Raw genomic sequence first — 26634 nt, forward strand, 5'->3', positions numbered from 1 at the left:
CGCGCTGGGCGCCCGGCCCCTCGCGGAGAGGGTCGCCGACCTGCTGCGCCGCACCCGGATGCCGCGCCGCGGCGACGCCGCCGCGCCGCTCGGGCTGACGCCCCGCGAGTTCGAGGTGCTGCGCCTGGTCGCCGAGGGCCGCAGCAACCGCGACATCGCCGAGGCGCTGTTCATCTCGGTGAAGACGGCCAGCGTCCACGTGTCGAACATTCTCGGCAAGCTGGAGGTGGCGAGCCGCGGCGAGGCCGCCGCGACCGCGCACCGGCTGGCCCTGTTCGCCACCCCGAAGGTCGGCGCCTGAGCGGGCGCCCGCCCGCCTGATTCACGGCGGGGAATCTCCCCTCCCGGGATTCCCCACCGCGAACCGTCGGACCACACGGGAACTTTCGTGGCTGGCCTTTCGGGGACGCGGCCCGCGGAAGCAGGCGGTGCTTCTCCGCCCGGAGAGGCGGACCGGGACCCCGTCCGGCCACTGCACAGTCTTGCGGTCCCGGGCCCGGACGGCGATGCGAGACATACCGTTTCGGCGTCAAGAAAAAAGCGACGGGGACGGGCCACCGGTGGTGACCCGTCCCCGTCCGCGCGCGGAACGCGGCGCTAGCGCGGGACGCGCGCGACGCAGAAGACCGTCTGGCCGAACGGCGGCTTGACGAAGCGCTCGATGGTGCGGGTGAGCGGCACGACCGTCCGGTCGTAGATCTTGACGAGCTTCGGGTCGGGGTAGCCGGCGCCGCCGCGGCGGACCGCGAACCACCAGGCGATCCCGCCCAGGAAGTTGATCGGCTTGAGCACCTCGGGGACGAGCCCGGCCTCCCGGACCGACGCCTCGAGCGTGGCCGGCGTGTACCGGGTGACGTGCCCGACCTTGCGGTCGAAGTCGCCGTAGAGCTGCATGTAGCCGGGCACCCAGATGACGATGCGGCCGCCCGGCTCGGTGACGGCGGCGAGGTCGCGCAGCGCCTGCACGTCGTCCTTGATGTGCTCCAGCACGTTCATCATCACGACGGTGTCGACCTTGCGCCGGATCTTGATGTCGGCGGGCAGGGCCAGGTCGATGACCTCGACGTCGTCGTTGCCTTCGTGGCGCTTGCGCAGCTCGCCGACGCAGTACGGGTCGTTGTCGCTGACGACGAGGTAGTCCAGGCGCCCGGCGAACTGCTCGGAGAAGTGCCCGAGGCCGGAGCCCACCTCCAGCATGGAGCGGCCGACGTGCGGGGCCACGGTCTGGTACTCGTACTCGCGGTAGTTGCGGGCCTCGTCCCCGCCCAGGTGGTTCTCCAGCGCGCCCTCTCCGGCGGCGGGCTGGACGACGTCCCCGTCAGGGGCGGGCCCGGCGGCCGTTCCGGCCTTCTTCGGACCGCTGCCGAGGAGGCTGAGGAGGGTGCCTGCGATGGACTTCTTCTGACCAGATGACTGCATTACTTCCCGCTCGCTGGGTGCGTTGGCGTTCGGCTTCTCGCTCGCCGGACCGTTCCCCCGCCCCCTCGGGACGGTTCGATCTCTGGCGCGAAGGTCGGGTCAGTCTACTCCCGCGCCGAAGCCGGACGCCCCGCGACGGCGGGACGCCCTCCCGAGGCCGCGATCCGCCGGGCGTGTCGCGGCCGATCCCCCTCCCGCCGGGTCAGCCGATCGTCCGGTGCACGTCCTCCCGCTCGCTCGGGCCCGGCTCGGACGGCGCGATCCACGGCCCCGGGATGGACGGGTCCAGGACGCCCTCCTCCACCCAGGCGAAGTCCCCGGCGAGGACGGCCCGCGCCAGCTTCACGTCCATCGCGTCGGTGTTGCGCCACAGCCCGTCGAACAGCTCCTCGACGCGGACGCGCGCCTGCCGGCAGAAGGCGTCGGCGAGCAGCAGGGCGGATCTGCCCGGCGCCGTGGCCGGCCCCGTGCCGTTCGCGCCCATGCTGCCGAGCGACCCCTGGTCGGACGCGTCGGCGGTCGCGCGGACGCAGACCGCGCTCATCGCGAACAGCTCGGCGCCGATGTCGACCATGCGGCCGAGGAACCCCTGCCGGTACTCCAGGCCGCCCTGCCAGCGTCCCGCCGCGTAGAAGGTCGACCGGGCCAGCTTGCGGGACGCCCGCTCGACGTACCGCAGGTGCCGGGCCAGCGGGCCGAACTCGGCGTAGGCGTTCGGCCGGTGCCCGGCGCCGGTGACGAGCGTCGGCAGCCAGCGCGCGTAGAACCCGCCCGCCTTCGCCGCGGCCCGCGCCTTGCGCCCGGCGGAGGCGTCCGGGTCGATGATGTCCCCGGCCACCGACAGGTGCGCGTCGACGGCCTCGCGGGCGATCAGCAGATGCATGATCTCGCTGGAGCCCTCGAAGATCCGGTTGATGCGCAGGTCGCGGAGCAGCTGCTCGGCGGGCACGCCGCGCTCGCCGCGCGCCGCGAGCGACTCGGCCGTCTCGTAGCCGCGCCCGCCGCGCAGCTGCACCAGCTCGTCGGCCACGCGGCACGCCATCTCCGACGACCACAGCTTGGCCAGCGCCGCCTCGATCCGGATGTCGTTCCGCTCGTCGTCGGCGAGCTGCCCGGACAGGTCGAGCATCGCCTCCATCGCGTACGCGGTCGCCGCGATGAAGGCGATCTTGGTGGCGACGGCCTCGTGCTCGCCGACCGGCCGCCCCCACTGCACCCGCTCCCTGGACCACTGCCGGGCGACCCCGGCGGCCCACTTGCCGCCCGCCGCGCAGATGGCGGGCAGCGACAGCCGCCCGGTGTTGAGCGTGGTCAGCGCGATCTTCAGGCCCGCGCCCTCCGCGCCGATCAGGTTCGCCTTCGGGACCCGCACGTCGTGGAAGCGCGTGACGCCGTTCTCGATGCCGCGCAGCCCCATGAACGCGTTGCGGTTCTCGACGGTGATGCCGGGCGTGGCCATGTCCACGATGAACGCGGAGATGCCGCCGCGGTGCCCGTCCGACTTCGGCACGCGCGCCATCACCACGACGAGGTCGGCGACGACGCCGTTGGTCGTCCACAGCTTGACCCCGTTGAGGACGTAGTCGTCCCCGTCGGGGACGGCCGTGGCGCGCAGCCGCGCCGGGTCGGAGCCGACGTCGGGCTCGGTGAGCAGGAACGCGCTGACCTCCCGGGCGCAGCGCGGCAGCCAGGCGTCCTTCTGCTCGGGCGTCCCGAACATCTTGACCGGCTGCGGGACGCCGATCGACTGGTGCGCCGACAGCAGCGCCCCGAGGGCCGGGCTGACCGACCCCGCCACCATCAGCGCGCGGCCGTAGTAGAGCTGGCTGAGCCCGAGCCCCCCGTACTTCTCGGGGATCTTCATGCCGAGCGCGCCGAGGTCGCGCAGGCCCCGCACGACCTCGTCGGGGATGCGCGCCTCCCGCTCGATCCGCGCCGGGTCGACCTCGGCGGCGCAGAACGCGGCGAGCTTGGCGAGGAACCCCTCGCCCTTCGCCCGCTGCTCCGGCGACGGGCGGGGGTGCGGATGGATCAGGTCGAGGCGCAGGTCGCCGAGGAACAGCTGCTTGCCGAAGCTCGGCAGCCGCCACTCGGACTCCCGGGCCTCCTCGGCCACCTTGCGGGCCGTCCGCTCGTCGACGTGCTCGTGGGTTCGCTGGCTCATGTGATCGAAGTTTCCACTGGTCGGAAGCGGAAACCCCGGCCGGCTCACCCGGTCGCCATGTCCTCGAACATGTCGCGCAGGATGAGGAGCCCCTTGGTCAGGGTCTCCCGGTCCGTGGCGAACGACAGCCGGACCGAGCCCTCACCGCCGAACTCGCTTCCCGGGCGGACCGCCACCCCCCGCTCGCGGGCGTTCGCGGCCACCTGCACGGACGTCAGCCGCGAGTCGTGCCCGACGAACGCGTAGAACGTGCCGTCGGGGGCCCGCAGCCGGGTGCCGGGCACGCCGTCGAGCAGCCGCATCACCAGCTCGCGCCGCCCCCGGTACTCGTCCAGCATCCGCCGGACGGGCTCCTGGGGTCCGGTGAGAGCCGCCAGCGCCGCGTGCTGCACCGCGGTGTTGAGGGGACCGGCCATGCGGGTGTGCACCACCGCGGCCGCGGCGACCACGTCGGGCGGTGCGACCAGGTATCCGATGCGCCAGCCCGTCATCGCGTACGTCTTGGAGAACGTCTGGACGTACAGCACCCGCTCGGCGAGGCCGGGGATGTCCAGGACGGAGGTGAACCGCCGGGGGTCGTAGACGATCTCGTCGTACGCCTCGTCGGCCAGGACCAGCAGGCCGTGCCGCTCGGCGATGTCCCGCAGCCCCTCCAGCTCCTCCGCCGAGTACACGACGCCGGTCGGGTTGCACGGGTTGCAGATCGCGACCATCCGGGCGCCGGGAGCGGCCGCGGCCACCGCGTCCAGGTCCAGGTGCAGGTCGTCGCGCTGCGGCACGAGGACGGGCTCGCCCCCGGCCATCCGCACCAGGTCGGCGTAGAGGGAGTAGGTCGGGACGGGGATGACGACCCGGTCGCCGGGGTCGACGCAGGCGAGGATCGTCGCGGCCAGGGCTCCGCTGCCGCCGTGGGTGACGAGGACCTGGTCCGCCGCCCGCCCCGGCCTGCCGGGGCCGCCGGCCTGCCGGGCCAGGGCCTCCCGGAGGTCGGGGGCGCCGTTCCAGGCGGCGTAGTGGGTGGCGCCCGCCTCGACCGCGGCGGCGTGCGCCGCGCGGATGTGTTCGGGGGTCGCGAAGTCCGGCTCGCCCGACGCCAGGGAGATCACGTCCGCCGGCGGGCGGGTGGAGGGCCGCAGGGAGTGCCGGAGGACCTCCCGCACGCGGTCCGACGGGGTGAATGCGGTCACGGGCGCTCCTGCTGGCTCGTCGCTGATGTTTCCGGTGAGGTGGGGGAGAGGTCGCCGTAGACGTCGGGCCGCCGCTCGCGGGCGACGTCCACGACGCGGCGGGCGTCGGTCAGAGGCCGGCGGTGGAGGCGGGCGCGGACGACGGGATCCCGCGGACCGTGGTCGCCGGTGAGGATCCGGCCGGTGGGCCCGGCGACCAGGCTGCGGCCGGCGAAGTCCGCGCCGTGCTCGCTGCCCAGGCGGTTGGCGAGCACGTAGTACGCGGTGCTCTCCCACGCGCGCGTCACCGCGCGGTGGGCGAGGATGTCCTCGGGGACGCCCGGGTCGGGGGCGTAGGCGAAGACGCAGACCAGGATCTCGGCCCCGGCCACGACCTGCCGGCGCGTGGCCTCGGGGAACCGCGAGTCGTGGCAGACCGACAGCCCGACGCGGCCGAGGCCGGTGTCCAGGACGTCGAACCGGTGCCCGGAGCCGAAGTACTTCGGCTCCTGGTCCCACAGGTGCACCTTGCGGTGCGCGCCGATCGTCTCGCCGTCCGGGCCGATGAGGAGGAGCGTGTTGTACAGCTCCTCGCCGCCCCCGCGTTCGGCCAGGCCGACGATGACGTGGGTTCCGGTCTCGCGTGCCGCGCGGCCGAGCGCCTCGGTGGTGCGGCCGGGGATGGTGTCGGCGGCGGCGGCCAGCCGGCGCCGGAAGTCGTCGCCGCCGTCCGGCGGGAGGTAGCCGGTGGTGGCCAGCTCGGGGAAGACGACGAGGTCGGTGGGCCGGCCGGCCGCCTCCGCCCGCACGGCGGCGGCCATGGCCTCGAGGTTGCCGGCCAGGTCGAGCGGCCGCGGATCGAACTGGACGATCGCGACGTCGACGTGGTCCTTCATGCCGTGCCGCCTTTCACAGGATCGTCGAGAGGAACCCGCGGGTCCTCTCGTGCAGGGGGTCGGCGATCACGTCGCGCGCGGGGCCGACCTCGACGACGCGGCCCTGGTCCATGAAGACGAGGCTGTCGCCGGCCTCGCGGGCGAACCCGGTCTCGTGGGTGACGACGATCATCGTCATGCCGGTGCGGGCGAGGTCCCGGATCACCGCGAGGACCTCGCCGACGAGTTCGGGGTCCAGCGCGGAGGTGGGCTCGTCGAACAGCATCACCTTGGGGTCCATCGCGAGGGCGCGGGCGATCGCCACGCGCTGCTGCTGCCCTCCCGAGAGCTGCCGGGGATAGCTGCCGGCCTTGTTGGCGAGCCCCACGTCGGCGAGGAGCTTCCTGCCGATGGCCTCTGCTTCGCCCTGCCTGACCCCCTTCACCCGGATCTGGGCGGCGGTGACGTTCTCCAGCACGGTCATGTGCGGGAAGAGGTTGAAGTGCTGGAAGACCATGCCGATCTGGGACCGCTGGCGGCAGACCTCCCTGCCGCCGAGGTGCTGGAGTCGTCCGCCCCTCCCCTCGCGGTAGCCGACGAGTTCCCCGTCGACCCGGATGCGTCCGGCGTCGATCGTCTCCAGGTTGTGGATGCAGCGCAGGAAGGTGCTCTTCCCGGACCCGGACGGTCCCATCACGCAGACCGTCTCGCCGCGCTCGACCGTCAGCGACACGCCGTTGAGGACCGGCGTGGCGCCGTAGGACTTGTGCACGTTGTCGGCGTGCACCATCGGTTGCTCCATGGCGGCCCTCCTCCTAGATCTTCCGCAGAATGGGCATGCGCCGCTTGAGGGCGGCGAAGCGGTCGACGCCGTCGTCGAGGTGACCGCGTGAGAAGTACCGCTCCACGTAGCGCTGGCCGATCGACAGGACGGTGACGAGGACGAGGTACCAGATCGAGGCGACGATGAGCAGGGGGATCGTGCCGAACGTGCGGTTGTAGATGGTCTGGGCGGAGTGCAGGAGCTCGGGCACCGCGATGACGCTCGCGAGGGCCGAGTACTTGAGCATGGCGATGATCTGGTTGCCGGTGGGCGGGACGATCGCCCGCATCGCCTGCGGGAGCACGATGCGCCGGACGACCTGGACGGGGGTGAAGCCGAGCGCCTTGGCGGCGACGGTCTGCCCCCGGTCGACCGAGAGGATGCCCGCGCGGACGATCTCGGCGTAGTACGCCGCCTCGTTGAGGCTCAGCCCGATCACGGCCGCGGTGAAGGACGTCATCACCCGGTTGCTGTCGACGGCGGCGAACTCCGGTCCCCCGAAGGGGACGCCCAGCTTGAAGTGCGGGTAGAGCGTCGCGATGTTGTACCAGAAGATCAGCTGGACCAGCACGGGCGTGCCGCGGAAGAACCAGACGTAGGCGCTCGAGGCGAGGTAGGCCGCCGAGTTGTTCGACAGGCGCATCACGCCGAGGACGATCCCCAGCGCGATGGCGATGAGCATCGACAGGGCGACGAGCTGCGCCGTGACGGCGGTGCCCTTGAGGATCTCGGGGGCGAAGAGGTACTCGCCGACGACGTCCCATTCGAATCCGGGATTGGTGAACAGGGCGTGGGTCAGCCACACCGCCACGAAGGCCACGAGGAGCCACGCGATCCAGTTGCCCGGTTCCCGGGCGCGGCCGGCCTCGACCGGCGTCGCCTCGCTCGGATCGGGGTGCGGGACGACCTCGTGGGCGCGGGGGCGGTTCGGCCGCCCCCCGCCGGAGGCGGCCGGCCGCGCGACGTCAGGACCCGGTTTCATTGCGGATCTCGCTCGTCTTGAGGGCCTGGTCGGTGACCTTCCACCTTTCGAGGATCTTCTGGTACGTGCCGTCGTTCATCAGGGACAGCAGCGCCGCCTGCACGGCCTTCCCGACTTCGGGCTGCTTCTTGGAGTACGCGATCCCCGAGAGGGTGCGGGACCCGGGGATCGTCTCCTTGCCCATCACCAGGCCGTTGCCCGAAGTGGCCGCCACGTACTCGCCCACCGCGCGGTTGGTGAGGAAGACGCCGCGCTTGTTGCCCACGGCGAGGATCGTGGCCGCGCTCTTGTCGAAGACGTGGATCGTCATCTTGGGCTTGCCCTTGGCGACGCATTCCTTCTCGGAGTACTGCCGCGTGAAGTCGAGGGGCCCGGTCCCCTGGGTGCCCACGAACGTCTTCCCGCACATGTCGGCGGGGGTGACCTGGGGGGAGTAGTCCTTGTGCTGGATGATCCCCAGCGTGTTCTGGATGTAGTCGACGAAGTTCACCGCCCGGAGCCGTTCGGGCGTGGTGACGAGCTGGCTGACCGCCACGTCGTAGCGGCCGTTCTGCACGCTGGGGATGATGGTGTCGGCGCCGAGGTCGGCGATGCTGGTCTTCAGGCCGAGCTTCCTGCCGATCGCCTGGACCATGAGGACGTCGATGCCCGTGGTCTGCCCGCTGTCGTCCTTGTAGGAGAACGGCGGCCAGTCGAGCTCGCTCGCCACCTTCAGGGTGCCGGACTTCCTCAGCGCCTCCGGCAGTTCGGCCTGCGCCTTCTTGTCGACGGCGATCGCGTCGATCTTGAGGGCCGCCCCGGTGTCGGGTCCCTTTCCGTCCTCGGCGGAGGTGACCCCGCAGGCCGTCAGGGCCACCGCCGCCGAGGCGGCCAGGAGCAGCGCGCGGTCACGTCGAGAGTGTCGCAGTACGTTCATGGGGTCCTCGTTCGGGTCGTGCCGTGTCCTTGGGGCCCGCCGTAGGTGGACGGCTCGGGCGTGGTCCAGCCGTCCAGCAGGGACGGGTCGAGGTCGAAGATCTCGATGTGCAGGGGGCGGCAGTGCTCGGTGGTGTCCTGCGCGCCCGGTCCCCAGCGGGGCTGGGAGAGGTCGCCGCCGCGGCAGTTCGACAGCGCGCACAGCAGCGGGATCTCGGCGAGGAACTCGATGTGGTCGCCGGGCTTCGCGGGGGACGCCGCGGTGTAGTACTTGCCGTCGACCAGCCCCGTCAGCTGGAAGACGTTCAGGACGTCGTGCACGTCCATCTCGCCCAGCCCGAACGGCTCGACGGCGGAGACGAGGTTCGTGTGGCAGTGGTCGTCCACGTCCTCGCCGGTCAGCAGCTTCTTCATGTGCGGGTCGCAGCGGGAGCCGAGCAGGTCGTGGCAGCCGCCGCCGTACTCGTCGACGCCGTAGGCGACGCTGTCTCCGGTGATCGTCAGCATCGGCCGCAGGTAGGGCAGGCAGGACCACAGGCGGTCGCCGGTCGTGACGTGCGTGCCCTGGATCTGCCGGGTGCGCGCGGCCCAGAACCGCTCGCGCGGGTTGTCCGCGTTGAAGAAGTTGAAGTCGCCGACCTGCGGGCCTTCGGGCGTCGACACCCGGCAGACCTGGCCCGCCTCGACGCGCCACGCCTTCCCCGTGCGGATGGGGAGGGTGAACTCCTCGACGAGGGTGCGGCGGTCGGTCGCCTCGCCGATCGCCTCGTACATCGCGGTGTCGGTGTACTTGCTCGGCAGGATGCCGGCCGGATAGATCGGCTCGGGGCGCTGAGAGGTGGTCATTCGCCGTCTCCGCTCGTGATGGTCATGACGAGATTGCCCATGTCGTCGACCCGGACGGATCCGGAGGGGCCGACGACGACCGTCGACTCCGTCTCCTCGATCAGCGCGGGCCCGGCGACGGTGCTGCCCGGGGCGAGGTCGACGCGGCGGTACACCGGCGTGTCGGTGTAGTCGCCGACTTCCGCGAAGTACGCGGGGCGGGTGCCGAGGGGGGCCGCGGAGTGCGCGGCGGCGCCGGTGGCGAGTTCCACGGTCCTCACCACGGGCGAGGAGAGCGCGCGCAGCCGCCAGGAGATGACCTGGGCGGGCATGCCCTTGAGGACCCGGTCGAACCGGGCGCGGTACTCGGTCTCGAAGGCTTCGACCAGGCCGGCCGTGTCGTGGTCGCGGACGACGTCGAGCGGGATCGGCACCGTCAGCTCGTATCCCTGGCCCACGTACCGCATGTCGGCCGCGGCCTCCAGCCTGACGTCCGCGGGGTCGACGTCCGCCTCGTCGAGCTGTGCCCGCGCCTGGCTCTCCAGTTCCTTCAGGACGGCGTCCACGGCGTTCCAGTCCGGCTCGTCGAGGGGGACGACCAGCGACGTCGTGCACTCGACGGCGCGGGGCGCCACCAGCATGCCGATCGCGGACGCGACGCCGGCCCCGCGCGGGAAGACGACCTCGCCGATGTGGAGGAGGCGGGCGACGTCGTAGGCGTGCACGGGCCCGGCCCCGCCGAAGGCGACCATCCGGTAGCGGCGCGGGTCGCGCCCCTGCTCGGAGATGTAGAGGCGGGCCGCGGTCGCCATGGCGTTGTTGACGACGTCGGCGATGCCGGCGGCCGTGGTGCGCCTGTCGGTGCGCAGGCGGGCGGCCAGCAGGTCCAGGGCCCGTCCCGCGGCGGCGGTGTCCAGCGTCATGGCGCCGCCGAGGAAGCTGTCCGGCGCCAGGTAGCCGAGCTCCAGGTCCGCGTCGGTGACGGTGGGCTCGGTGCCGCCCTTGCCGTAGCAGGCGGGGCCGGGGACGGCGCCGGAGCTGCGCGGGCCGACCTTGAGCAGCCCGAGGTCGTCGACCCACGCGACGCTGCCGCCGCCGGCGCCGATCTCGATGAGGTCGACGGTCGGCACCCGGACGGGGAACCCGCTGCCCCGCTTGAAGCGGTGGGCGCGGGCCACCTCCATCAGGTGGGTGCGCGCGGGCGCGCCGTCGTGGACCAGGGAGACCTTCGCGGTCGTGCCGCCCATGTCGAACGCGACGACGTCCTCGAAGCCGCAGGTCGTCGCCATGTGGGCGGCGGCCATGGCGCCGGCGGCCGGTCCGGACTCGACCAGGGCGATCGGGCGCTCGGAGGCGGCGCGGGCCGTGGTGATGCCGCCGTCCGACAGCATGATCATCGGTGGGGTGCCGAGCCGGTCGGCGAGCCGCCGCAGGTACCGGGTGGCCAGCGGCTGCACGAAGGCGTTGGCGGCCGCGGTCGAGAACCGCTCGTACTCCCGGATCTCGGGCGCCACGTCGGCGGAGGCGCAGACGGTGAGCTCGGGGAACGCCTCGCGCAGGATCTCGACCGCGCGCCGCTCGTGCACCCCGTTGCGGTAGGAGTTGATGAACCCGACGGCGACCGCCTGCACGCCCTGGTCGAGGAGCCGGCGGCCGGCCTCGCGCACCGCCTCCTCGTCGAGCGGCTCGACCTCGGAGCCGTCGGCCCCGATCCGCCCGTCCACCGTCAGCCTCAGGTGCCGGGGCACCAGCGCCTCGGCGCGGCGCAGGAAGAGGTCGAAGGTGTCGTAGCGCAGCTCGTTGGCGATCTCGAGGACGTCGCGCCACCCGGTGGTGGTGATCAGTCCGGTCGGCGCGCCGCGGCGCTCGATCAGGGCGTTGGTGACGAGGGTGGTGCCGTGCACGACGAGCGGGGCCCCGCCGAGGGCGTTCAGGCCGTCGATGATGGCGTCGGTCGGGTCGTCCGGGGTGGTGGGGAGCTTGTGCACCTCCACCACGCCGCGGACGGGGTCGTGGACGGCGATGTCGGTGAAGGTTCCGCCGACGTCGACGCCGGCGATTCTGGGGACCTGGATGTCGTTCACAGTCCGTAGACCTCCCGGGCCGCGGTCTCCGAGACGAGTCCGGCGTGGACGTCGGCCCGGACGGCGTCGCGGTCGCGCTCGGCCGGGTCGCCGTAACCGCCGCCGCCCGGATAGTCGATGTTGATCCGGTCTCCCGGACGGATCCTGCTGCGTCCCTTGAGCGGGAAGCCCTCGCCGCGGCCGTTGACCGTCACCCGGGAGGCCCCGCCCGGGTGGCCGCCGAGGATTCCCTCGGGGCGGTTGCGGACGTGTTCCACGAAGAGGGACAGCGTGCACTCGCCGGGGGCGAGCAGCTCGATCTCGACGTTCTGCCCGAGACCGCCGCGGTACTTCCCCGCTCCGCCGGAGTCGGGGAGGAGCTCCTTGCGCCGGATCCGCAGCGGGGCGGTGGCCTCCAGGGCCTCCATGGAGCCGGCCTCGATGTTCGAGGGGAAGCACGTCGTCGACAGGCCGTCGGCGACCGGGCGGGCCCCCATGCCGCCGTTGATGAACGGGATGGCGGTGAACTGCCTCCCGGACTCGTCGCGCGGGCCCGAGATCACGGCGCGCAGCGACGGCGCGCTGCCCGACTCGGCGATCACCCGGTCGGGGATGACGGGCGCCAGGGCCTTGTAGAGGGTGATGGCCAGGCAGTGGCCGACGAGCTGGCGGGCGTTGACCGGCGCGGGGTAGCGCGGGTTGAGGATCGAGCCCTCGGGGGCCGAGACGGTGATGCAGCGGTAGGAGCCCTCGGCGCGCGGGGTGTTCGGGTCGAGCACGCACTTGAGCGGGTAACAGGTGTACGCGTCGGTGTACGGCTTGACCACGTTGAGCGCCCGCGTCACCTCGGGGGAGGTGCCGGTGTAGTCGACCGTCATGGCGTCGCCCCGGACGGTGACGGCGACCTCCAGGTGGACGGCCTCCCCGTCCATCGTCCCGTCGAGGTCGTGGCCGGCGCGGTAGGTCCCGTCGGGGATCGCGGCCACGGCCCGGCGCATCGACCGCTCGGAGAGCCGGCAGATCTCGCCGGAGATCTCGTCGAGGGAGTCGACGCCGGTCTCGTCGGCGAACTCGACCAGGCGCTGGGCGGCGGTTCTGCCGGCGGTGACCTGCGCCATCAGGTCTCCCACCACCTCGACCGGCATGCGCAGGTTCGCCCGCAGGATCCTCAGCAGCGTCTCGTTGAGCTCGCCCTGCTCGATGAGCAGCATCGGCGGGATGAACATGCCCTCCTCGTAGACCGAGCGGGTGTCGGCGGACCAGAGGGCGCCGCTGATGTCGGCCATGTGGGCGATGCTGCCGGTCCAGCCGAGGAGGCGGCCCTCCCGGAAGACCGGGGCGATGACCGTCACGTCGGGCAGGTGCCCGGAGGTGATCCAGGGGTTGTTCGTGCAGGCGACGTCGCCGGGACGCCACTGGTCGGCGGGGCGCCAGGCGAGCATCTCCGCCAGGGTCACGCCCATCGTCATGTTGAAGCTGGGGATGCCGATGGTGTTCTCGGCGATCGCGTTGCCGCGGGCGTCGAAGACGACGCAGGCGAAGTCGTTGGACTCCGTGACGATGGGCGAGAAGGCCGTCCGTTTCAGGGTCGTCGCGGCCTCGTCGGCGATGGCGATCAGCCGGCTCCAGAGGATCTCCAGTGTGATCGGGTCGATGCGCGCAGAGGGCGCCAGCTCCTCGTCGGCGGCGCCGATGTCGACTGCGGTCATAGCCCACTCCCTCCGTTGACCTGGGTAAAGGTGGGTGGCCCTATGGTTGGCGCGCCCCCGCCGCGCTGTCAACTATTCTGGCGAACAATTTTGTGCACCCAGATTGTTGACAATCCGTCGGGCACCTCACATGCTGAAGGCGGCCCGCCACTCGACGCGCCCCCGCCGCACCCCCCGAAGCGACCTGCCGGGTCGGCGGGCGAGGAGCCCCCAGAGATGAGGTAGAGCATGTCCACACGTCCACCGGAGAGCCCGGCATCGCTCCTGGTCGTCAGCGCCCACGCCGGCGACTTCGTCTGGCGCGCGGGCGGCGCGATCGCGCTGGCCGCCGAACGGGGCGAGAGAGCCACCGTCGTCTGCCTGAGTTACGGCGAGCGCGGGGAGTCCGCCCGCGCCTGGCGCGAGGGCAGGCAGCTGGACGAGATCAAGGAGATCCGGCGCGCCGAGGCCGAGAACGCCGCGAAGGCCCTCGGCGCGGAGGTCGTCTTCCTCGACGCCGGCGACTACCCCCTGCGGGAGACCCCCGAGCTGGTCGACCGCCTCGTCCGCGTCTACCGCGACGTGGCCCCGAGCGTCGTCCTGACCCACACGCTCGCGGACCCCTACAACGGCGACCACCCGGCCGCCGCCCGCATGGCCCTCCAGGCGCGCGTGCTGGCCCAGGCGATCGGGTACGACGCGCCGGGCGACCCCCTCGGCGCCCCGCCGGTGTTCTGCTTCGAACCGCACCAGCCGGAGATGTGCGAGTTCCGTCCCGACGTCCTGCTCGACATCACGTCCACGTTCGAGCGCAAGCGCGCCGCGATGGAGTGCCTGCCCGCCCAGCAGCACATGTGGGACTACTACACCGATCTCGCCCGGCGGCGCGGCGTGCAGCTGAAGCGGAACGCGGGGCCGAACCTCGGCCTGCCGCACGCCACGATGGGCGAGGCCTACACGCGGCTCTACCCGCAGGTCACGGGGGCGCTGGCATGAGCGGCGGCCGGATCCGGGAGGAGTCCTGATGGAGAAGGTGATCGTCACCGACCCGCCGCGCGCCCCGCTGGACCGGGTCGACGCGCTGGCCGCCCACGGCGTGGCCACCGTCCACGAGGCGCTGGGCCGCGCCGGATACCTCGGGCCGGGCATCCGGCCGGTGCACCTCGGCTCGCGCATCGGCGGGACGGCCGTCACCGCGCTCTGCTGGCCCGGCGACAACCTCATGATCCACGCCGCGGTCGAGCAGTGCCGCCCCGGCGACGTCCTGGTCGTCGCGACGACCTCGCACTGCGCGGACGGCCTGTTCGGCGAACTCTTCGCCACCGCGCTGATGAAGCGGGGGGTGCGCGGACTGGTCACCGCGACCGGGGTCCGCGACGTCGACGATCTGCACCGCATCGGCTTCCCCGTGTGGTCCGCCGCGGTCAGCGCCCAGGGCTCCGTCAAGGCCACCGCCGGATCCGTCAACACGCCCGTCGTCATCGGCGGGCAGACGATCCGCCCGGGGGACGCCGTCCTGGCCGACGACGACGGAGTGGTGTGCGTCCCCCGGACCGCGGTCGACCGGGCGCTGGCGGCGTCCCGGGCTCGCGCGGAGAAGGAGGAGGCCACACGCGCCGCCTTCCGGGAGGGCGAACTCGGTCTGGACCGGTACGGGTTGCGGGCCACGCTCGTCCGGCTCGGCGTTCGCTACGTCACCGCCCGGGAGTACGCCGCGGAGCGGGCGGCCGAGGACCGGGCGACGGGGAGCGCCCGGTGACGGCGGGAACGGCGGACGGCGGCGTGCCCTGCATGCTCCTGCGCGGGGGCACGTCCAAGGGCGCGTACTTCCTCGCCGGGGACCTTCCCGGCGACCCCGCCGAACGGGACGATCTGCTGCTGCGCGTCATGGGCGCCCCCGACCCCCGGCAGATCGACGGGCTGGGCGGGGCGACGTCCCTGACCAGCAAGGTCGCGGTCGTCTCGCGCTCCACCCGTCCCGGCGTCGACGTCGACTACCTCTTCCTCCAGGTGGGTGTGGACGAGGCCGTGGTCAGCGATCGGCAGAACTGCGGCAACCTCCTGGCCGGGGTGGGGCAGTTCGCCGTGGAGCGAGGGCTCGTTCCGGCCGGCGACCCGGAGACCGTGGTGCGCATCCGCATGGTCAACTCCGGCAGCGTGGCCCGCACGCGCTTCCCCACTCCGGGAGGCGTCGTGCGGTACGCCGGCGGCACCGCGATCGCCGGCGTCCCGGGGACGGCGGCGCCGGTGGTGCTGGAGTTCGCCGACACCGTCGGGTCGGCGACCGGCCGGCTGCTTCCCACGGGCGGCGTGCGGGACGTGGTCGACGGGATCCCCGTCACCTGCGTCGACAACGGCATGCCGGTGGTCGTCGCCGCCGCCGCGTCGTTCGGCCTGAGCGGCCACGAGTCCCACGCTGAACTGGCCGCCGACCGGCGGCTGCTGGAACGCGTCGACCGGCTGCGGATCCGGGCCGGTGCGCTGATGGGGATGGGGGACGTCACCGCCTCGTCCGTCCCGAAGACCACGCTCGTGGCCGAGCCGAGGGACGGCGGCATGCTCGCCACCCGGACGTTCATCCCCGTCACCCCGCACACCGCGATCGGCGTGCTGGGCGCCATCTCCGCCGTGACCGCCGTCCGCCTGCCCGGCGCCGTCGGCCACGACCTCACCGCGTCCTGGCCGGCCGGCGGCACCCGCGTGGACGTCGAGCACCCGACGGGGCACCTGGTGATCGAGGTGGACGTCGATCCGGCCGCCGAACCGCCGGCAGTGCGGCGCAGCGGCGTCGTGCGGACGGCGCGCAAGCTGTTCGACGGGACGGCGTTCCCCCGCGGCTGAGGCGCCCGGCCGCCGGCGGCCTCACTCGGCCGGGAGCGGTCCCAGCGCCAGCTCGTCGCCCTCGCCGAGGGCCCTGATCACATCGAGGACGTGCTCGCGCATGGCCGCCTCGGCGGCCTCGGCGTCCCGGGCGGCGACGGTCGCGATGATCCGCAGATGCTGGGGCAGGGACTGCCCCGGCCGCCCGGGGCGCAGGGCCAGCCGGAAGCGGTGCCGGACGAGCTGCGCGTGCATGCCCTCGAGCATCTCCATCGCGACCGGCTGGGCCGCGATCTCCCGGATCCGGGTGTGCAGCCGCTCGTTCAGCTGCGAGTACCGGAGCGGGTCCCCGTCCCGGACGGCCGCCTCCATGCTCGCGCCGATCGTGCGCAACTCCTCGGCCTCGTCGTCGGTGACGTTCTCCGCGGCCTTGCGGGCGCACAGGCCCTCCAGCACCATGCGGCACTCGTACATCGCGATCGCCTCGGCGACGGTGATCACGCGGACCCGGGCCCCGCGGTTCTTGATCCGCTCGACGAGCCTCTCGGCGGTGAGCTCCACCAGCGCCGTGCGCACCGCCGACCGCTTCACCTGGAGCAGCTCGGCGAGATCGCCCTCCACCAGCCGCTGCCCCGGGGCCATCTCGCCCGCGAGGATCAGCGCGCGCAGCCGGTCCGCCGGGCTCTGGTCGTCGGCGGCGGGACCGCTCCTTCGGGACACCAACGGGGACTCTCCCTCCGGATGCCCGCCGGGTCTCGACGGGTGCCTATATTCGCAACAATATTAGCGCCATTTTCTCAGACACTGAGGGCGCAGGGAAGGGCCGCGCCGCGACCCGGGCCTCCGGGCCGCCGGGTCAGTGCGCGGCCAGGCCGTCCACCTCGGCCGCGAAGAGCCGCGCCGGGTCGAAGCCCATGCCGGCGAAATGGCCCGCGAGCTCCAGGGACAGGACGCCGTGGCAGCGGGTCCAGAAGGTCAGGGCGCGGTGCAGGGCCGCCGGCGGGGCCGGATGGCCGCGCGCCCAGTCGCGGTGGCCCTCCAGGTGCGCGTCGAACGGCGTGGCGGGCTCCTCCTCGGAAGGCGCCGCGCAGGCGTCGAGCAGGATCGCCATGATCTCGTCGGAGACGGCCGTCGTGTCGTCCGGCGCGTGGTAGCCGGGCACGGGGGTGCCGTAGACGAGGAAGTACCGGTGCGGGTCGGCGAGGGCCCAGCCGCGCACGGCGTGCGCGAGGCCCGCCAGGCCGGCGCCCGCCTCGGCGGCGGAGCGGAGCGTGTCGGCGAGGCTCCGGTAGGCGTCCCGGACGAGTTCGGTGATCAGCTCGTCGCGTCCGGCGTAGTAGCGGTAGAGCGCGGGCCCGCTCATGCCCATCCGCTTGGCGATCGCGTTGAGGGAGAGCGCGGACGCGCCCGCCGCGGCGATCTGCTCCCACGCGCGTTCCTTGATCTCCGCACGCACCTGCGCCCGGTAGCGCCCGCGCGGGCTCCCGGTGTCCGGCTCCGCCATGACGGGCCTCCTCTCCGCCGACGAAGCTACACCGCCAAGAATTAGTTAGAAGGTATCACCGAGCCCGTTGACGCGGCCCGGCCCGGATGGTTATAACTTCTAACGAAAGCACGAGCTTCTATCGAAGGGGACACCATGTTCGGCAACAGCAGCTCGGGCCCGTCCGTCCGCCGCCTCCGTTCCGGGGGGCGGACGCGCGCGACCGCGCTCACGCTCTCGCTCGCCGCGGGCGTGCTCGCGGGCGCGGTCCCGGCCGCGCACGCCGCTCCGGCCGACCGCGGCGGCCGGTCGCAGTGCCGGGCCGAGGGCGTCGATCCCGCCGCCCTCATCCGCTACCGGAGCGACATCCTGATCAAAGCGCCGCTGAGCACCGTCTTCGGGCTCCAGGCGGACGTGGAGCGCTGGCCGGACTGGCAGGAGCCCGTCCTGTCCATGAAGCGCCTCGACCCGGGCCCCCTCCGCGAGGGGTCGAGGTTCCGGTGGACCACGCCGGCGCCCCCCACCCCGACGACGCCCGCCACGACGCTGACCATCACCTCCACCGTCCAGCGGCTGCGGCCCGGCGTCTGCGTCCTGTGGAGCGGGCCCGCGATCGGTGAGGGGGTCCGCATCGACGAAGGTGTCCACCTGTGGACCTTCACCAGGGTCAGGGGAGGCGTCCGCGTGCACACCGAGGAGACCTGGACCGGCGACCAGGTCGAAGCGGACGTCCCCCGGGCCACGGAGATCCTCGGTCAGGGGCTCCGGGCCTGGCTGGCCGACCTGAAGTCCGCCGCCGAGGCCCGCGCCGGCCACGGCCGGTGACGGCGCCACCGGGCGGCGAACTTCGTCGAGGAGCCGGACCGCTGCGCTGAGCGCCCGTTTTGTGCCTGGGACGTAGTTCGGCGATGCTGGGGGAGTGTCAATGGAGACTCTGAACAGCGCCGCCGAGCTGCGCGCCTTCCTGCACGGCCTCCCCGGAGTGGACCGGGTGGGCGCCGAGGAGCGGGCGGCGCGGCTCGCCACCCGGTCGGTCAAGACGTCGGCGAAGGCCGCGGCGATCGACCTGGCGATCTCGATGGTGGACCTGACCACGCTGGAGGGCGCGGACACGGCGGGGAAGGTGCGGGCCCTGTGCGCCAAGGCCGCGCACCCCGACCCGGCGGACGCCTCGGTCCCGGCGGTGGCGGCGGTCTGCGTGTACCCCGACATGGTCGAGGTCGCGGTGCGGGCCCTGGCCGGGACGGGGATCGGCGTCGCGAGCGTGGCGACGGCCTTCCCGTCCGGGCGGGCGCCGATGGAGGCCAAGCTGGCCGACACCCGGGCGGCGGTGGCGGCGGGCGCGGCCGAGATCGACATGGTGATCGACCGGGGCGCGTTCCTGGCCGGCGACTACGCCAAGGTGCACGACGAGATCGTCGCGGTCAAGGACGCCTGCGGGACCGCGCACCTGAAGGTGATCCTGGAGACCGGCGAGCTGGCCACCTACGACAACGTGCGGCGCGCCTCCTGGCTGGCGATGCGCGCCGGGGCCGACTTCATCAAGACCTCCACCGGCAAGGTGTCGCCGGCGGCGACGCTGCCGGTGACGCTGGTCATGCTGGAGGCCGTCCGCGACTACCGGGCCGCGACCGGGCGGCAGGTCGGGGTCAAGCCCGCGGGCGGGATCCGCACCACCAAGGACGCGATCAAGTACCTGGTGCTGGTGAACGAGACCGCGGGACCCGACTGGCTGGCGCCCGAGTGGTTCCGGCTCGGGGCCTCCTCGGTGCTGAACGACCTGCTGATGCAGCGACGCAAGCTCGCCACCGGGGTGTACTCCGGTCCCGACTACTTCACGTTGGACTGATCATGGTTTTCGAGTACGCGCCGGCGCCCGAGTCCCGGTCCGTCGTCGACATCCGCGGCTCCTACGGGCTGTTCGTCAACGGCGAGTTCACCGACGGGCACGGCGAGCCGTTCAAGTCCGTCAACCCGGCCGACGAGACCGTCCTGGCCGACATCGCCTGCGCGGACGAGGCGGACGTCGACCGCGCCGTGCGGGCGGCCCGCACCGCCTACGACAAGGTCTGGGGCCCGATGCCCGGGGCCGAGCGGGCCAAGTACCTGTACCGGATCGCGCGGATCGTCCAGGAGCGGGCGCGCGAGCTCGCCGTGCTGGAGTCGATCGACAACGGCAAGCCGATCCGCGAGTCGCGGGACGTGGACGTGCCGCTGGCTGCGGCGTGGTTCTTCTACTACGCGGGCTGGGCCGACAAGCTGCGCCACGCCGGGTTCGGGCCCGACCCGAGGCCCGTCGGGGTGGCGGGGCAGGTCATCCCGTGGAACTTCCCGCTGCTGATGCTGGCCTGGAAGATCGCCCCCGCGCTGGCGTGCGGCAACACCGTCGTGCTCAAGCCGGCGGAGACGACGCCGCTGACGGCGCTGCTGTTCGCCGACATCTGCCGCCAGGCCGAGCTGCCGCCCGGCGTGGTCAACATCGTCACCGGTGCCGGCGAGACCGGCGCGGCCCTCGTCGCGCACCCGGGGATCGACAAGGTCGCCTTCACCGGCTCCACCGACGTCGGCCGGCAGATCGCCCGCACCCTCGCCGGGACCGGCAGGAGGCTGACGCTGGAGCTCGGCGGCAAGGCCGCCAACATCGTCTACGAGGACGCCGCCCTCGACCAGGCCGTCGAGGGCATCGTCAACGGGATCTTCTTCAACCAGGGCCACGTGTGCTGCGCCGGGTCCCGGCTGCTCGTCCAGGAGTCGGTCGCCGGGGAGGTGCTGGAGCGGCTGAAGACGCGGATGGCGACGCTGCGGGTCGGCGACCCCCTCGACAAGAACACCGACATCGGGGCGATCAACTCCGCCGCGCAGCTCGCGCGGATCCGGGAGCTGTCGGACGCGGGCGAGGCCGAGGGCGCCGAGCGCTGGTCGCCGCCCTGCGAGCTGCCGGCCCAGGGCTTCTGGTTCGCGCCGACCCTGTTCACCGGGGTGGCGCAGTCGCACCGGATCGCCCGCGAGGAGATCTTCGGGCCCGTGCTGTCCGTGCTGACGTTCCGCACGCCGGAGGAGGCCGTCACCAAGGCCAACAACACCCCGTACGGGCTGTCGGCGGGCATCTGGACCGAGAAGGGGTCGCGGATCCTGTGGACGGCGCAGCGGCTGCGGGCCGGGGTGGTGTGGGCCAACACGTTCAACAAGTTCGACCCGGCCTCCCCGTTCGGCGGCTACAAGGAATCGGGGTTCGGCCGCGAGGGCGGACGCCACGGACTGGAGGCCTACCTCAATGCCTGACCGTCTCTCCGTGCGCAAGACCTACAAGCTCTACATCGGGGGCGCCTTCCCCCGGTCAGAATCCGGCAGGTCCTACCCCGTGACCGACTCCAAGGGCCGCTTCCTCGCCAACGCCTCCCAGGCGTCCCGCAAGGACGCCCGCGACGCCGTGGTCGCCGCCCGCAAGGCGTTCCCCGGCTGGTCCGGACGCACCGCCTACAACCGCGGCCAGATCCTGTACCGGATCGCCGAGATGCTGGAAGGCCGCCGCGACCAGTTCGTGGACGAGCTGCGCCAGGCCGGCGCGTCCAAGGGCGCCGCCGGGACGGAGGTGGACGCCGCCGTCGACCGCTGGGTCTGGTACGCCGGCTGGGCCGACAAGCTGGACGCCGTCGCCGGGGCCGCCAACCCCGTGTCCGGGCCGTTCTTCAACTTCTCCACGCCCGAGCCGACCGGGGTCGTCGCCGTCGTCGCGCCCGACTCGCCGCTGCTCGGCCTGGTGTCCGTCCTGGCCCCGGTCATCGTGTCCGGCAACACCGCCGTGGTGGTGGCGTCCGAACCGGCTCCGCTGCCCTCCGTCACCCTCGCCGAGGTGCTGGCGACCTCCGACCTGCCGGGCGGCGTCGTCAACATCCTCACCGGCCGCCGCACCGAGATCGCCCCCTGGCTGGCCGCCCACATGGACGTCAACGCCCTCGACCTCGCGGGCGCGCTCCCCGAGCACCTCCAGGAACTGGAGGAGAAGGCGGCGGGGAACCTCAAGCGCGTCCTGCTCCCGGCGGGCGGCGACTGGACCGATGAGCCGGGAACCGCACGTATGACCGCGTTTCTGGAGACCAAGACCGTCTGGCATCCGGTGGGCGTCTGAGCTGAAATGACGCGGCGTGTGTAGAGGGTCACGAAGTGTGGAATAGATCTCCCCGTAACTGATCACAGTGGGGGGAGATCAGTGCCTACCAAGACCGAATCGCGTACGGCGAGCCGAGGGTCGGCCGCCCGTACGAAGAGCACATCAGCGACCAAGTCCACTGCCGCCAGGAAGCCGGCGGCGAAACGGACCTCGGCGGCGAAGGCGCCGTCGCGGTCCACGACCAGCCGCACGACCGCGACCAGGAGCGGCACGGCGAGGAAGCCCGCCGCGCCCAGCCGGTCGTCGGCGTCGTCGTCGGCGGCCGCGACCCGCGTCACCAAGGCCGCGAGCCAGGCCAAGACCGCCGCGACGCAGATGAAGTCGGTGGCGACCAAGGCGTCCTCGTCGGCCAAGGCCATGACGGCGATGACCAAGGCGATGACCAGCGCCACCAAGGCCATGTCCGACGCCGCGAAGGCGATGGACGCGGCGGCGAAGGTCATCACCACCACCGCCAAGCCGACGGGGACCCGCGCCGCGCCGGCGAGGAGGACCACGGCGGCGAGCAGGAGCGGCACGAGCCGGACCACGGCCCGCAAGTCCACCACGGCGGCGTCGAGCCGGTCCGGGACGGCCTCGGCCCGGACGACCGCCTCGAAGTCGTCCACGGCGCGCAAGTCCACGTCCAAGGCGGCAACGTCGCGGACGGCGGCATCGGCGAAGACGTCCGGCACCGCGAAGACGTCGGGGACGGCGAAGGCGTCCGGGACGGCCCGCAAGCCGGCCGCGCCCAAGTCCAGGGCCAGCGCCGCCCGCAAGTCGACGTCGTCGCGGACGACCGCGAGCACCAGGTCGGGCACCGCGAAGGGGTCGGCCAGATCGGGGACCGCCAAGTCCGCGGCTCCGGCTCGCAGGACGCCCGCGCGGACGACGACCGCGGGCACGTCCGCCGCGCGGCCGGCGCCGCCGCCACCGCCCGTCGTGGAGCCGAAGACCAACTCGCTCCAGCACTCGACGCGGACGGACGGCGGGTTCCTGAGCGGGCTCACCGACCGCGGCCGCGAGCGCTGAGACCGCGATGGACGAGAAGGACATCCTGGCGCGCATCGACGAGTACGTGGGGGAGGAGCGGCGGCTCCGCGAGCGGTACCAGCGCGACGAGCTGGACCGCGAGGAGGAGCACCGGCGGCTGGAACGGCTGGAGGTCGCGCTCGACCAGTGCTGGGACCTGCTGCGCCGCCGCCGGGCCAGGCTGGAGGCCGGCGAGGACCCCGGCGGCGCGGAGGTCCGGCCGCCGGACGAGGTCGAAGGCTACCTGCAATGACGGCGTCCCGGCCGCGGCGCCCGCTGCGGTTCGGCCTGTCCGTCGTCCCGGACGCCTCCGCTCCGCTGCTCCACACCGCCCGGGAGGCGGACCGGTTCGGGCTCGACCTGCTCGGGATCCGCGACCAGCCGTACCGGCGCGACACCGCCGACGCGCTCGCGCTGATGGCGGCCGTGCTGGCCGGCACGTCCCGGATCCGGGTGCTGCCCGCGGTGGCGTGCCTGCCGCTGCGACCGCCGGCCGCGCTCGCCAAGGCGATCGCGACGATGGACCGGCTCAGCGGCGGCCGCGCCGAGCTCGGTCTCGGCACGGGGATGGAGCCGGGCGGCGTCGAGGCCTACGGCGGGCCGCGCCTGGACGGCGCGGCGTCGCGGCGCGCCCTGGAGGAGGCCGTGCAGCTCATCCGGCTGCACTGGAGCGACCAGAACGGGCTGCGGTTCGCGGGCGAGCACTACCGGTTCGCGGCGGCGCAGGCGGGCCCGGCGCCCGCGCACCAGATCGGCATCTGGTTCGGCGTCACCGGGCCGCGCGGCCTCGACCTCGCCGGGAGGGTCGCCGACGGCTGGATCGCGCCGTCGTCGCTCGTCCCGCCGAAGCGGCTCGCGGACGGGCAGCGCCGCGTCGACGAGGCCGCGCTGAGAGCCGGTCGCCGGCCCGGCGAGATCCGCCGCGTCTACGTCCTCGAAGGGGAGGTCGACGGGCGGGAGTCGCGGGGCTTCCTGCACGGCCCGCCGCGCCAGTGGATCTACGAGCTGACCGAGCTGGCCGTCGGGCACGGCGTCGACACGTTCCTGTACGGGGGCGACCCCGAGCAGCTCCCGGTGTTCGCCCTGGAGATCGTGCCGGCCGTCCGCGAGCAGGTCACCCGCGAACGGGCCGGGCCCGCGCAGGGCCCCGCCCAGGGGGAGGCCCGGCCGCAGGCTCCGTCCCTTCCCGGGCAGCCCTCGCCGCGCGGCACGAGCGTGCCGTGACGCGGGGCGCCGCGCCCGGCGCCCGTCTCACATGCGCTCGGGGGTGGGGACTCCGAGGAGGTCGAGGCCGGTGACGAGCGTGCGCAGCGTCGCCGCGCACAGCGCGAGCCGCGACGCCCGCGTCTGCTCGTCGGGGGCCTTCAGCACCGGGCAGTTCTCGTAGAACGTCGTGTAGGCGTCGGCGACCGAGTAGACGTAGCTCGCCAGCCGGTGCGGCTCGGCGGTCTCGCCGGCCTGCTTCAGCACGGCGCCGAACCCGAGCAGCTCCAGCGCCAGCGCGCGCTCGGCCGGGTGGACGAGCGTGATCGGGCCGGTCGCGTCCTCGGGGGCCAGGCCGCCCTTCCGGAAGATCGACCGGATCCGCGCGGTCGCGTACTGCAGGTACGGGCCGGTCTTGCCGTTGAACGAGATCATCCGGTCGAAGTCGAAGGTGTACTCGCTGTCGCGCGCCACCGACAGGTCGGCGTACTTCACCGCGCCCATGCCGACCGCCTGGACGATCTCGGCCCGGGTCGCGTCGTCGAACGGCTCGTCGTGCTGGATCTCGTCGAACACGGCGCCGGCCCGCTCGACCGCCTCGTCCAGCAGCTCCGCCAGCTTGACGGTGCCGCCGGCCCGGGTCCGCAGGATCTTGCCGTCGGTGCCGAGGACGTTCCCGATCTGCGCGTGCTCGGCCCTGACCTCGTCGTTCAGCCAGCCCGCCATCCGCGCGACGGCGAACACCATCTGGAAGTGCAGCGCCTGCGGCGCCCCGACCACGTAGATCATCCGGTCGACGTGCTCGGTGTCGACCCGGTACCGGATCGTGGCGAGGTCGGTGGTGGAGTAGTTGTAGCCGCCGTCGCTCTTGCGGATGATCACCGGGAGCGGCTCGCCCTCCCGGCCGGTGAACCCGGGCGGGAACGCGCACAGCGCCCCGTCGCTGATCACCGCGATGCCCTTGTCCTCCAGCTCCTGGGCGGTCGGGGCCAGCAGGTCGTTGTAGTAGCTCTCGCCCTTGATGTCGTCGTCGGTGAGCGTGACGCCGAGCCGCCCGTAGACGGAGTTGAAGTACCGCTTCGACACCTCGACGAGGACGTTCCACAGCCGCAGCGTCTCGGCGTCGCCCGCCTGGAGCGCGACGACCCTGCGCCGGGACCGGTCGGCGAACGCCTCGTCGCCGTCGAACTTCTCCCGCGCGGCCTGGTAGAACGCGGTCAGGTCGCTGACGGACGAGTCGTCCCGCGCGGCGGCGTCCTCCCCGAGGTCGAGCAGGTGCTCGATCAGCATGCCGAACGGGGTGCCCCAGTCGCCGACGTGGTTGTCCCGGACGACCTCGTGTCCGAGGAACGCCAGGATCCGCGCGATCGCGTCGCCGACGATCGTGGTCCGCAGGTGCCCGACGTGCATCTCCTTCGCCACGTTCGGGGAGGAGTACTCGACGACGACCTTCTGCGGCTTGTCGGCGGGGGGGACGGCGAGCCGCTCGTCCTCCAGGGCCCGCTGCGCCTCGCCGGCGATCCACTCGTCGCTGAGCGTCAGGTTGATGAACCCGGGCCCGCTGACCTGCACCTGCGACACGACCCCCGCCGTGTCGAGGTGCGCCGCGATCTCCTCGGCCACGTCTCGCGGCTTGCGGCCCAGCTTCTTGGCCAGCGGCAGCGCCACGTTGGCCTGAAGGTCGGCGAACTGCGACGGCCGGATGACCGGGTCGGTGTCCGCGTACGACGGTCCGAAGGCGGCGCTCAGCGCGGCCTGGACCCGGGCGGCGAGTACGAGTTGCGGATCGGGCATGTTCCAAGGTTATCGGCGACGCGGAGGGGCCCGGAATCGGTTTTGGGCGGGGCTAGTGCCCGGCGGGCGGCTCCGTGCGGTCCGGGACGGTGTCGGCGGCGGGGGAGGGGACCTCCGGGACCTTCTCGCCGGGCCGGTCCGCCGGCTTGTCGGCGGGCCTGTCGCCGTCGCGCTCGCCGTGCGTCCAGCGCCCGAAGCGGGACGTGCGGGTCGCGGCGACCTGCTCGCGGATCCGCTCGACGATCCGTCCGGCGGCCAGCCGGTGCGCCAGGTCGCAGGCCGAGGTGATGGCGCGGGCCCGGGAGGCGCCGTGCGCGATCACGACCGTCCCGTTCAGGCCGAGCAGGACGCCGCCGCCGTAGGTGTCGGGGTCGAGGCGGTCGCGCAGGTCCTGGAGGCGGCGCCGCTGCAGCAGCGCGCCCATCCGCGCGGCGGGGGTGGAGGTCATCGCGTCGCGGATCTCCGCGAACGCGGTGGCGACCGTGCCCTCCACGGCCTTGAGCGCGACGTTGCCGGTGAAGCCGTCGGCGACGACGACGTCGACGCGCCCGCTCAGCAGGTCGTGGCCCTCCACGTTCCCGGCGAACTCGATGCCGTGGCTGCCCGTCGCGAGCAGCTCGTGCGCCCGCTTGGTGAGCTTGTTGCCCTTGCCCGCCTCGGCGCCGATGTTGAGCAGGCCCACCGACGGCCGGTCCACCCCGAGCAGGATCTGCGCGTACGCGGTGCCGAGCGCGGCGAACTGGACGAGGCCCTCCGGCTTGACGTCCGCGGTGGCGCCCGCGTCCAGCAGGATCGTGGGGCGCGGCCGTGTCGGCAGGGCCACCGCGATCGCCGGGCGCATCACGCCCTGCTGGCCCTTGAGCCGCAGCCGCGACGTCGCCACCACCCCGGCGGTGCTGCCCGCCGAGACCAGCGCCGACGCCCGGCCCTGCTTGATCAGGTGGCAGGCGATCGCGATGGACGAGCGGGGCTTGCGCCAGCTCGCGAGCGCGCCCTCGCCCATGTCCAGGGCCTCGTCGGCGTTCACGATGGGGATCGTGCCGAGGACGCCGTGCAGGTCCAGCTCCCGCCGGATCCGCGCCGCCCGCCCGACCAGCACCAGCCGGACGCCGTGCTCGCGGACCGCGGCCACCGCCCCCGCGATGATCTCTTCGGGGGCGTGGTCGCCGCCCATCGTGTCGACCGCGATCGGCAGCGGGCGCACCGTCGCGGATCCGGCGGGAGCTGGACCT

25 protein-coding genes are annotated in these 26634 nt (G+C 73.1%); 10 read left to right on the plus strand and 15 right to left on the minus strand.

Annotated features, from left to right (window positions below; genetic code table 11):
• Positions 1–301, plus strand: a 301-nt coding sequence (locus ABWI04_RS32270; RefSeq protein WP_353834789.1) for a response regulator transcription factor, incomplete at its 5' end; no start/stop codon positions are given.
• A 296-nt stretch (positions 302–597) separates the two neighbouring features.
• On the opposite strand, the gene ABWI04_RS32275 is transcribed toward ABWI04_RS32270, so the two are convergent.
• From ABWI04_RS32275 to ABWI04_RS32320, 10 genes are all read right to left on the minus strand, one after another.
• Positions 598–1419, minus strand: coding sequence for a class I SAM-dependent methyltransferase (locus ABWI04_RS32275; RefSeq protein WP_345173241.1), 822 nt, complete (start codon positions 1417–1419; stop codon positions 598–600).
• Between the two features lie 202 nt (positions 1420–1621).
• Entirely contained in the window at positions 1622–3583 is a 1962-nt protein-coding gene (locus ABWI04_RS32280) for an acyl-CoA dehydrogenase family protein (protein ID WP_353834790.1), read from the minus strand.
• 44 nt (positions 3584–3627) lie between these two features.
• Complete coding sequence (locus ABWI04_RS32285; protein WP_353834791.1) at positions 3628–4770, minus strand: pyridoxal phosphate-dependent aminotransferase; 1143 nt, start codon at positions 4768–4770, stop codon at positions 3628–3630.
• On the minus strand, positions 4767–5645 hold the full coding sequence (locus ABWI04_RS32290; RefSeq protein ID WP_353834792.1) for a carbon-nitrogen hydrolase family protein: 879 nt from the start codon (positions 5643–5645) through the stop codon (positions 4767–4769). Before ABWI04_RS32290 ends, ABWI04_RS32285 begins: the two co-directional genes overlap by 4 nt.
• Positions 5646–5658: 13 nt before the next feature.
• Positions 5659–6426, minus strand: a complete 768-nt coding sequence (locus ABWI04_RS32295) for an amino acid ABC transporter ATP-binding protein (RefSeq protein WP_353834793.1) — start codon at positions 6424–6426, stop codon at positions 5659–5661.
• Between the two features lie 13 nt (positions 6427–6439).
• Entirely contained in the window at positions 6440–7429 is a 990-nt protein-coding gene (locus tag ABWI04_RS32300; protein WP_345173247.1) for an amino acid ABC transporter permease, read from the minus strand.
• Positions 7413–8345, minus strand: coding sequence for a transporter substrate-binding domain-containing protein (locus ABWI04_RS32305; RefSeq protein ID WP_345173249.1), 933 nt, complete (start codon positions 8343–8345; stop codon positions 7413–7415). The genes ABWI04_RS32300 and ABWI04_RS32305 overlap by 17 nt, the downstream gene beginning before the upstream one ends.
• A complete protein-coding gene (locus ABWI04_RS32310) occupies positions 8342–9190 on the minus strand; it encodes an urea carboxylase-associated family protein (protein WP_378188426.1) in 849 nt (282 codons plus the stop codon). The genes ABWI04_RS32305 and ABWI04_RS32310 overlap by 4 nt, the downstream gene beginning before the upstream one ends.
• Entirely contained in the window at positions 9187–11253 is a 2067-nt protein-coding gene (locus ABWI04_RS32315) for a hydantoinase/oxoprolinase family protein (RefSeq protein ID WP_345173251.1), read from the minus strand. The genes ABWI04_RS32310 and ABWI04_RS32315 overlap by 4 nt, the downstream gene beginning before the upstream one ends.
• Entirely contained in the window at positions 11250–12941 is a 1692-nt protein-coding gene (locus ABWI04_RS32320; protein WP_345173252.1) for a hydantoinase B/oxoprolinase family protein, read from the minus strand. The genes ABWI04_RS32315 and ABWI04_RS32320 overlap by 4 nt, the downstream gene beginning before the upstream one ends.
• A gap of 228 nt (positions 12942–13169) precedes the next feature.
• Between ABWI04_RS32320 and ABWI04_RS32325 the strand changes: the two genes are divergently transcribed.
• The 3 genes from ABWI04_RS32325 to ABWI04_RS32335 are packed head-to-tail and all read left to right on the plus strand — an operon-like array spanning position 13170 to position 15761.
• The gene (locus ABWI04_RS32325) at positions 13170–13916 is read left to right on the plus strand and encodes a PIG-L deacetylase family protein (RefSeq protein WP_345173254.1); all 747 of its coding nucleotides are present in this window, start codon (positions 13170–13172) and stop codon (positions 13914–13916) included.
• Positions 13917–13944: 28 nt separating this feature from the next.
• Entirely contained in the window at positions 13945–14679 is a 735-nt protein-coding gene (locus ABWI04_RS32330; protein WP_353834794.1) for a 4-carboxy-4-hydroxy-2-oxoadipate aldolase/oxaloacetate decarboxylase, read from the plus strand.
• Positions 14676–15761, plus strand: a complete 1086-nt coding sequence (locus ABWI04_RS32335; RefSeq protein WP_353834795.1) for a 4-oxalomesaconate tautomerase — start codon at positions 14676–14678, stop codon at positions 15759–15761. Before ABWI04_RS32330 ends, ABWI04_RS32335 begins: the two co-directional genes overlap by 4 nt.
• A 21-nt stretch (positions 15762–15782) precedes the next feature.
• On the opposite strand, the gene ABWI04_RS32340 is transcribed toward ABWI04_RS32335, so the two are convergent.
• Positions 15783–16460, minus strand: coding sequence for a GntR family transcriptional regulator (locus tag ABWI04_RS32340; RefSeq protein ID WP_345173259.1), 678 nt, complete (start codon positions 16458–16460; stop codon positions 15783–15785).
• Positions 16461–16596: 136 nt separating this feature from the next.
• Positions 16597–17244 carry a TetR/AcrR family transcriptional regulator gene (locus ABWI04_RS32345; protein WP_353834796.1) on the minus strand — a complete coding sequence of 216 codons (648 nt, stop codon included), beginning with the start codon at positions 17242–17244 and terminating at the stop codon, positions 16597–16599.
• 135 nt (positions 17245–17379) lie between these two features.
• On the opposite strand from ABWI04_RS32345, the gene ABWI04_RS32350 reads away from it, so the two are divergent.
• The 4 genes from ABWI04_RS32350 to ABWI04_RS32365 all read left to right on the plus strand — a co-directional run bounded on the left by ABWI04_RS32350 (position 17380) and on the right by ABWI04_RS32365 (position 21352).
• Positions 17380–18048, plus strand: coding sequence for an SRPBCC family protein (locus tag ABWI04_RS32350; protein ID WP_353834797.1), 669 nt, complete (start codon positions 17380–17382; stop codon positions 18046–18048).
• A gap of 100 nt (positions 18049–18148) precedes the next feature.
• Positions 18149–19072, plus strand: coding sequence for a deoxyribose-phosphate aldolase (deoC, locus tag ABWI04_RS32355; RefSeq protein ID WP_345173263.1), 924 nt, complete (start codon positions 18149–18151; stop codon positions 19070–19072).
• 2 nt (positions 19073–19074) lie between these two features.
• On the plus strand, positions 19075–20505 hold the full coding sequence (locus ABWI04_RS32360) for an aldehyde dehydrogenase family protein (RefSeq protein ID WP_353834798.1): 1431 nt from the start codon (positions 19075–19077) through the stop codon (positions 20503–20505).
• A complete protein-coding gene (locus ABWI04_RS32365; protein ID WP_353834799.1) occupies positions 20498–21352 on the plus strand; it encodes an aldehyde dehydrogenase family protein in 855 nt (284 codons plus the stop codon). Before ABWI04_RS32360 ends, ABWI04_RS32365 begins: the two co-directional genes overlap by 8 nt.
• Positions 21353–21414: 62 nt before the next feature.
• On the opposite strand, the gene ABWI04_RS32370 is transcribed toward ABWI04_RS32365, so the two are convergent.
• The gene (locus ABWI04_RS32370) at positions 21415–22383 is read right to left on the minus strand and encodes a hypothetical protein (RefSeq protein ID WP_353834800.1); all 969 of its coding nucleotides are present in this window, start codon (positions 22381–22383) and stop codon (positions 21415–21417) included.
• Between the two features lie 29 nt (positions 22384–22412).
• Here ABWI04_RS32370 and ABWI04_RS32375 point away from each other — a divergent pair, with 29 nt between their 5' ends.
• On the plus strand, positions 22413–22658 hold the full coding sequence (locus ABWI04_RS32375; RefSeq protein ID WP_345173269.1) for a DUF2630 family protein: 246 nt from the start codon (positions 22413–22415) through the stop codon (positions 22656–22658).
• A complete protein-coding gene (locus tag ABWI04_RS32380; protein WP_353834801.1) occupies positions 22655–23629 on the plus strand; it encodes an LLM class flavin-dependent oxidoreductase in 975 nt (324 codons plus the stop codon). Before ABWI04_RS32375 ends, ABWI04_RS32380 begins: the two co-directional genes overlap by 4 nt.
• 27 nt (positions 23630–23656) lie before the next feature.
• Here the strand turns inward: ABWI04_RS32380 and argS are convergent, their stop codons facing one another.
• Positions 23657–25402 carry an arginine--tRNA ligase gene (gene argS, locus ABWI04_RS32385; protein ID WP_353834802.1) on the minus strand — a complete coding sequence of 582 codons (1746 nt, stop codon included), beginning with the start codon at positions 25400–25402 and terminating at the stop codon, positions 23657–23659.
• 52 nt (positions 25403–25454) lie between these two features.
• Entirely contained in the window at positions 25455–26576 is a 1122-nt protein-coding gene (gene plsX, locus ABWI04_RS32390) for a phosphate acyltransferase PlsX (protein WP_353834803.1), read from the minus strand.
• Positions 26577–26634: the final 58 nt, after the last annotated feature.

The organism is Actinomadura sp. NPDC000929 (genome assembly GCF_040492065.1).
In the GTDB taxonomy this organism is placed as follows: Bacteria; Actinomycetota; Actinomycetes; order Streptosporangiales; family Streptosporangiaceae; genus Spirillospora; species Spirillospora verrucosospora.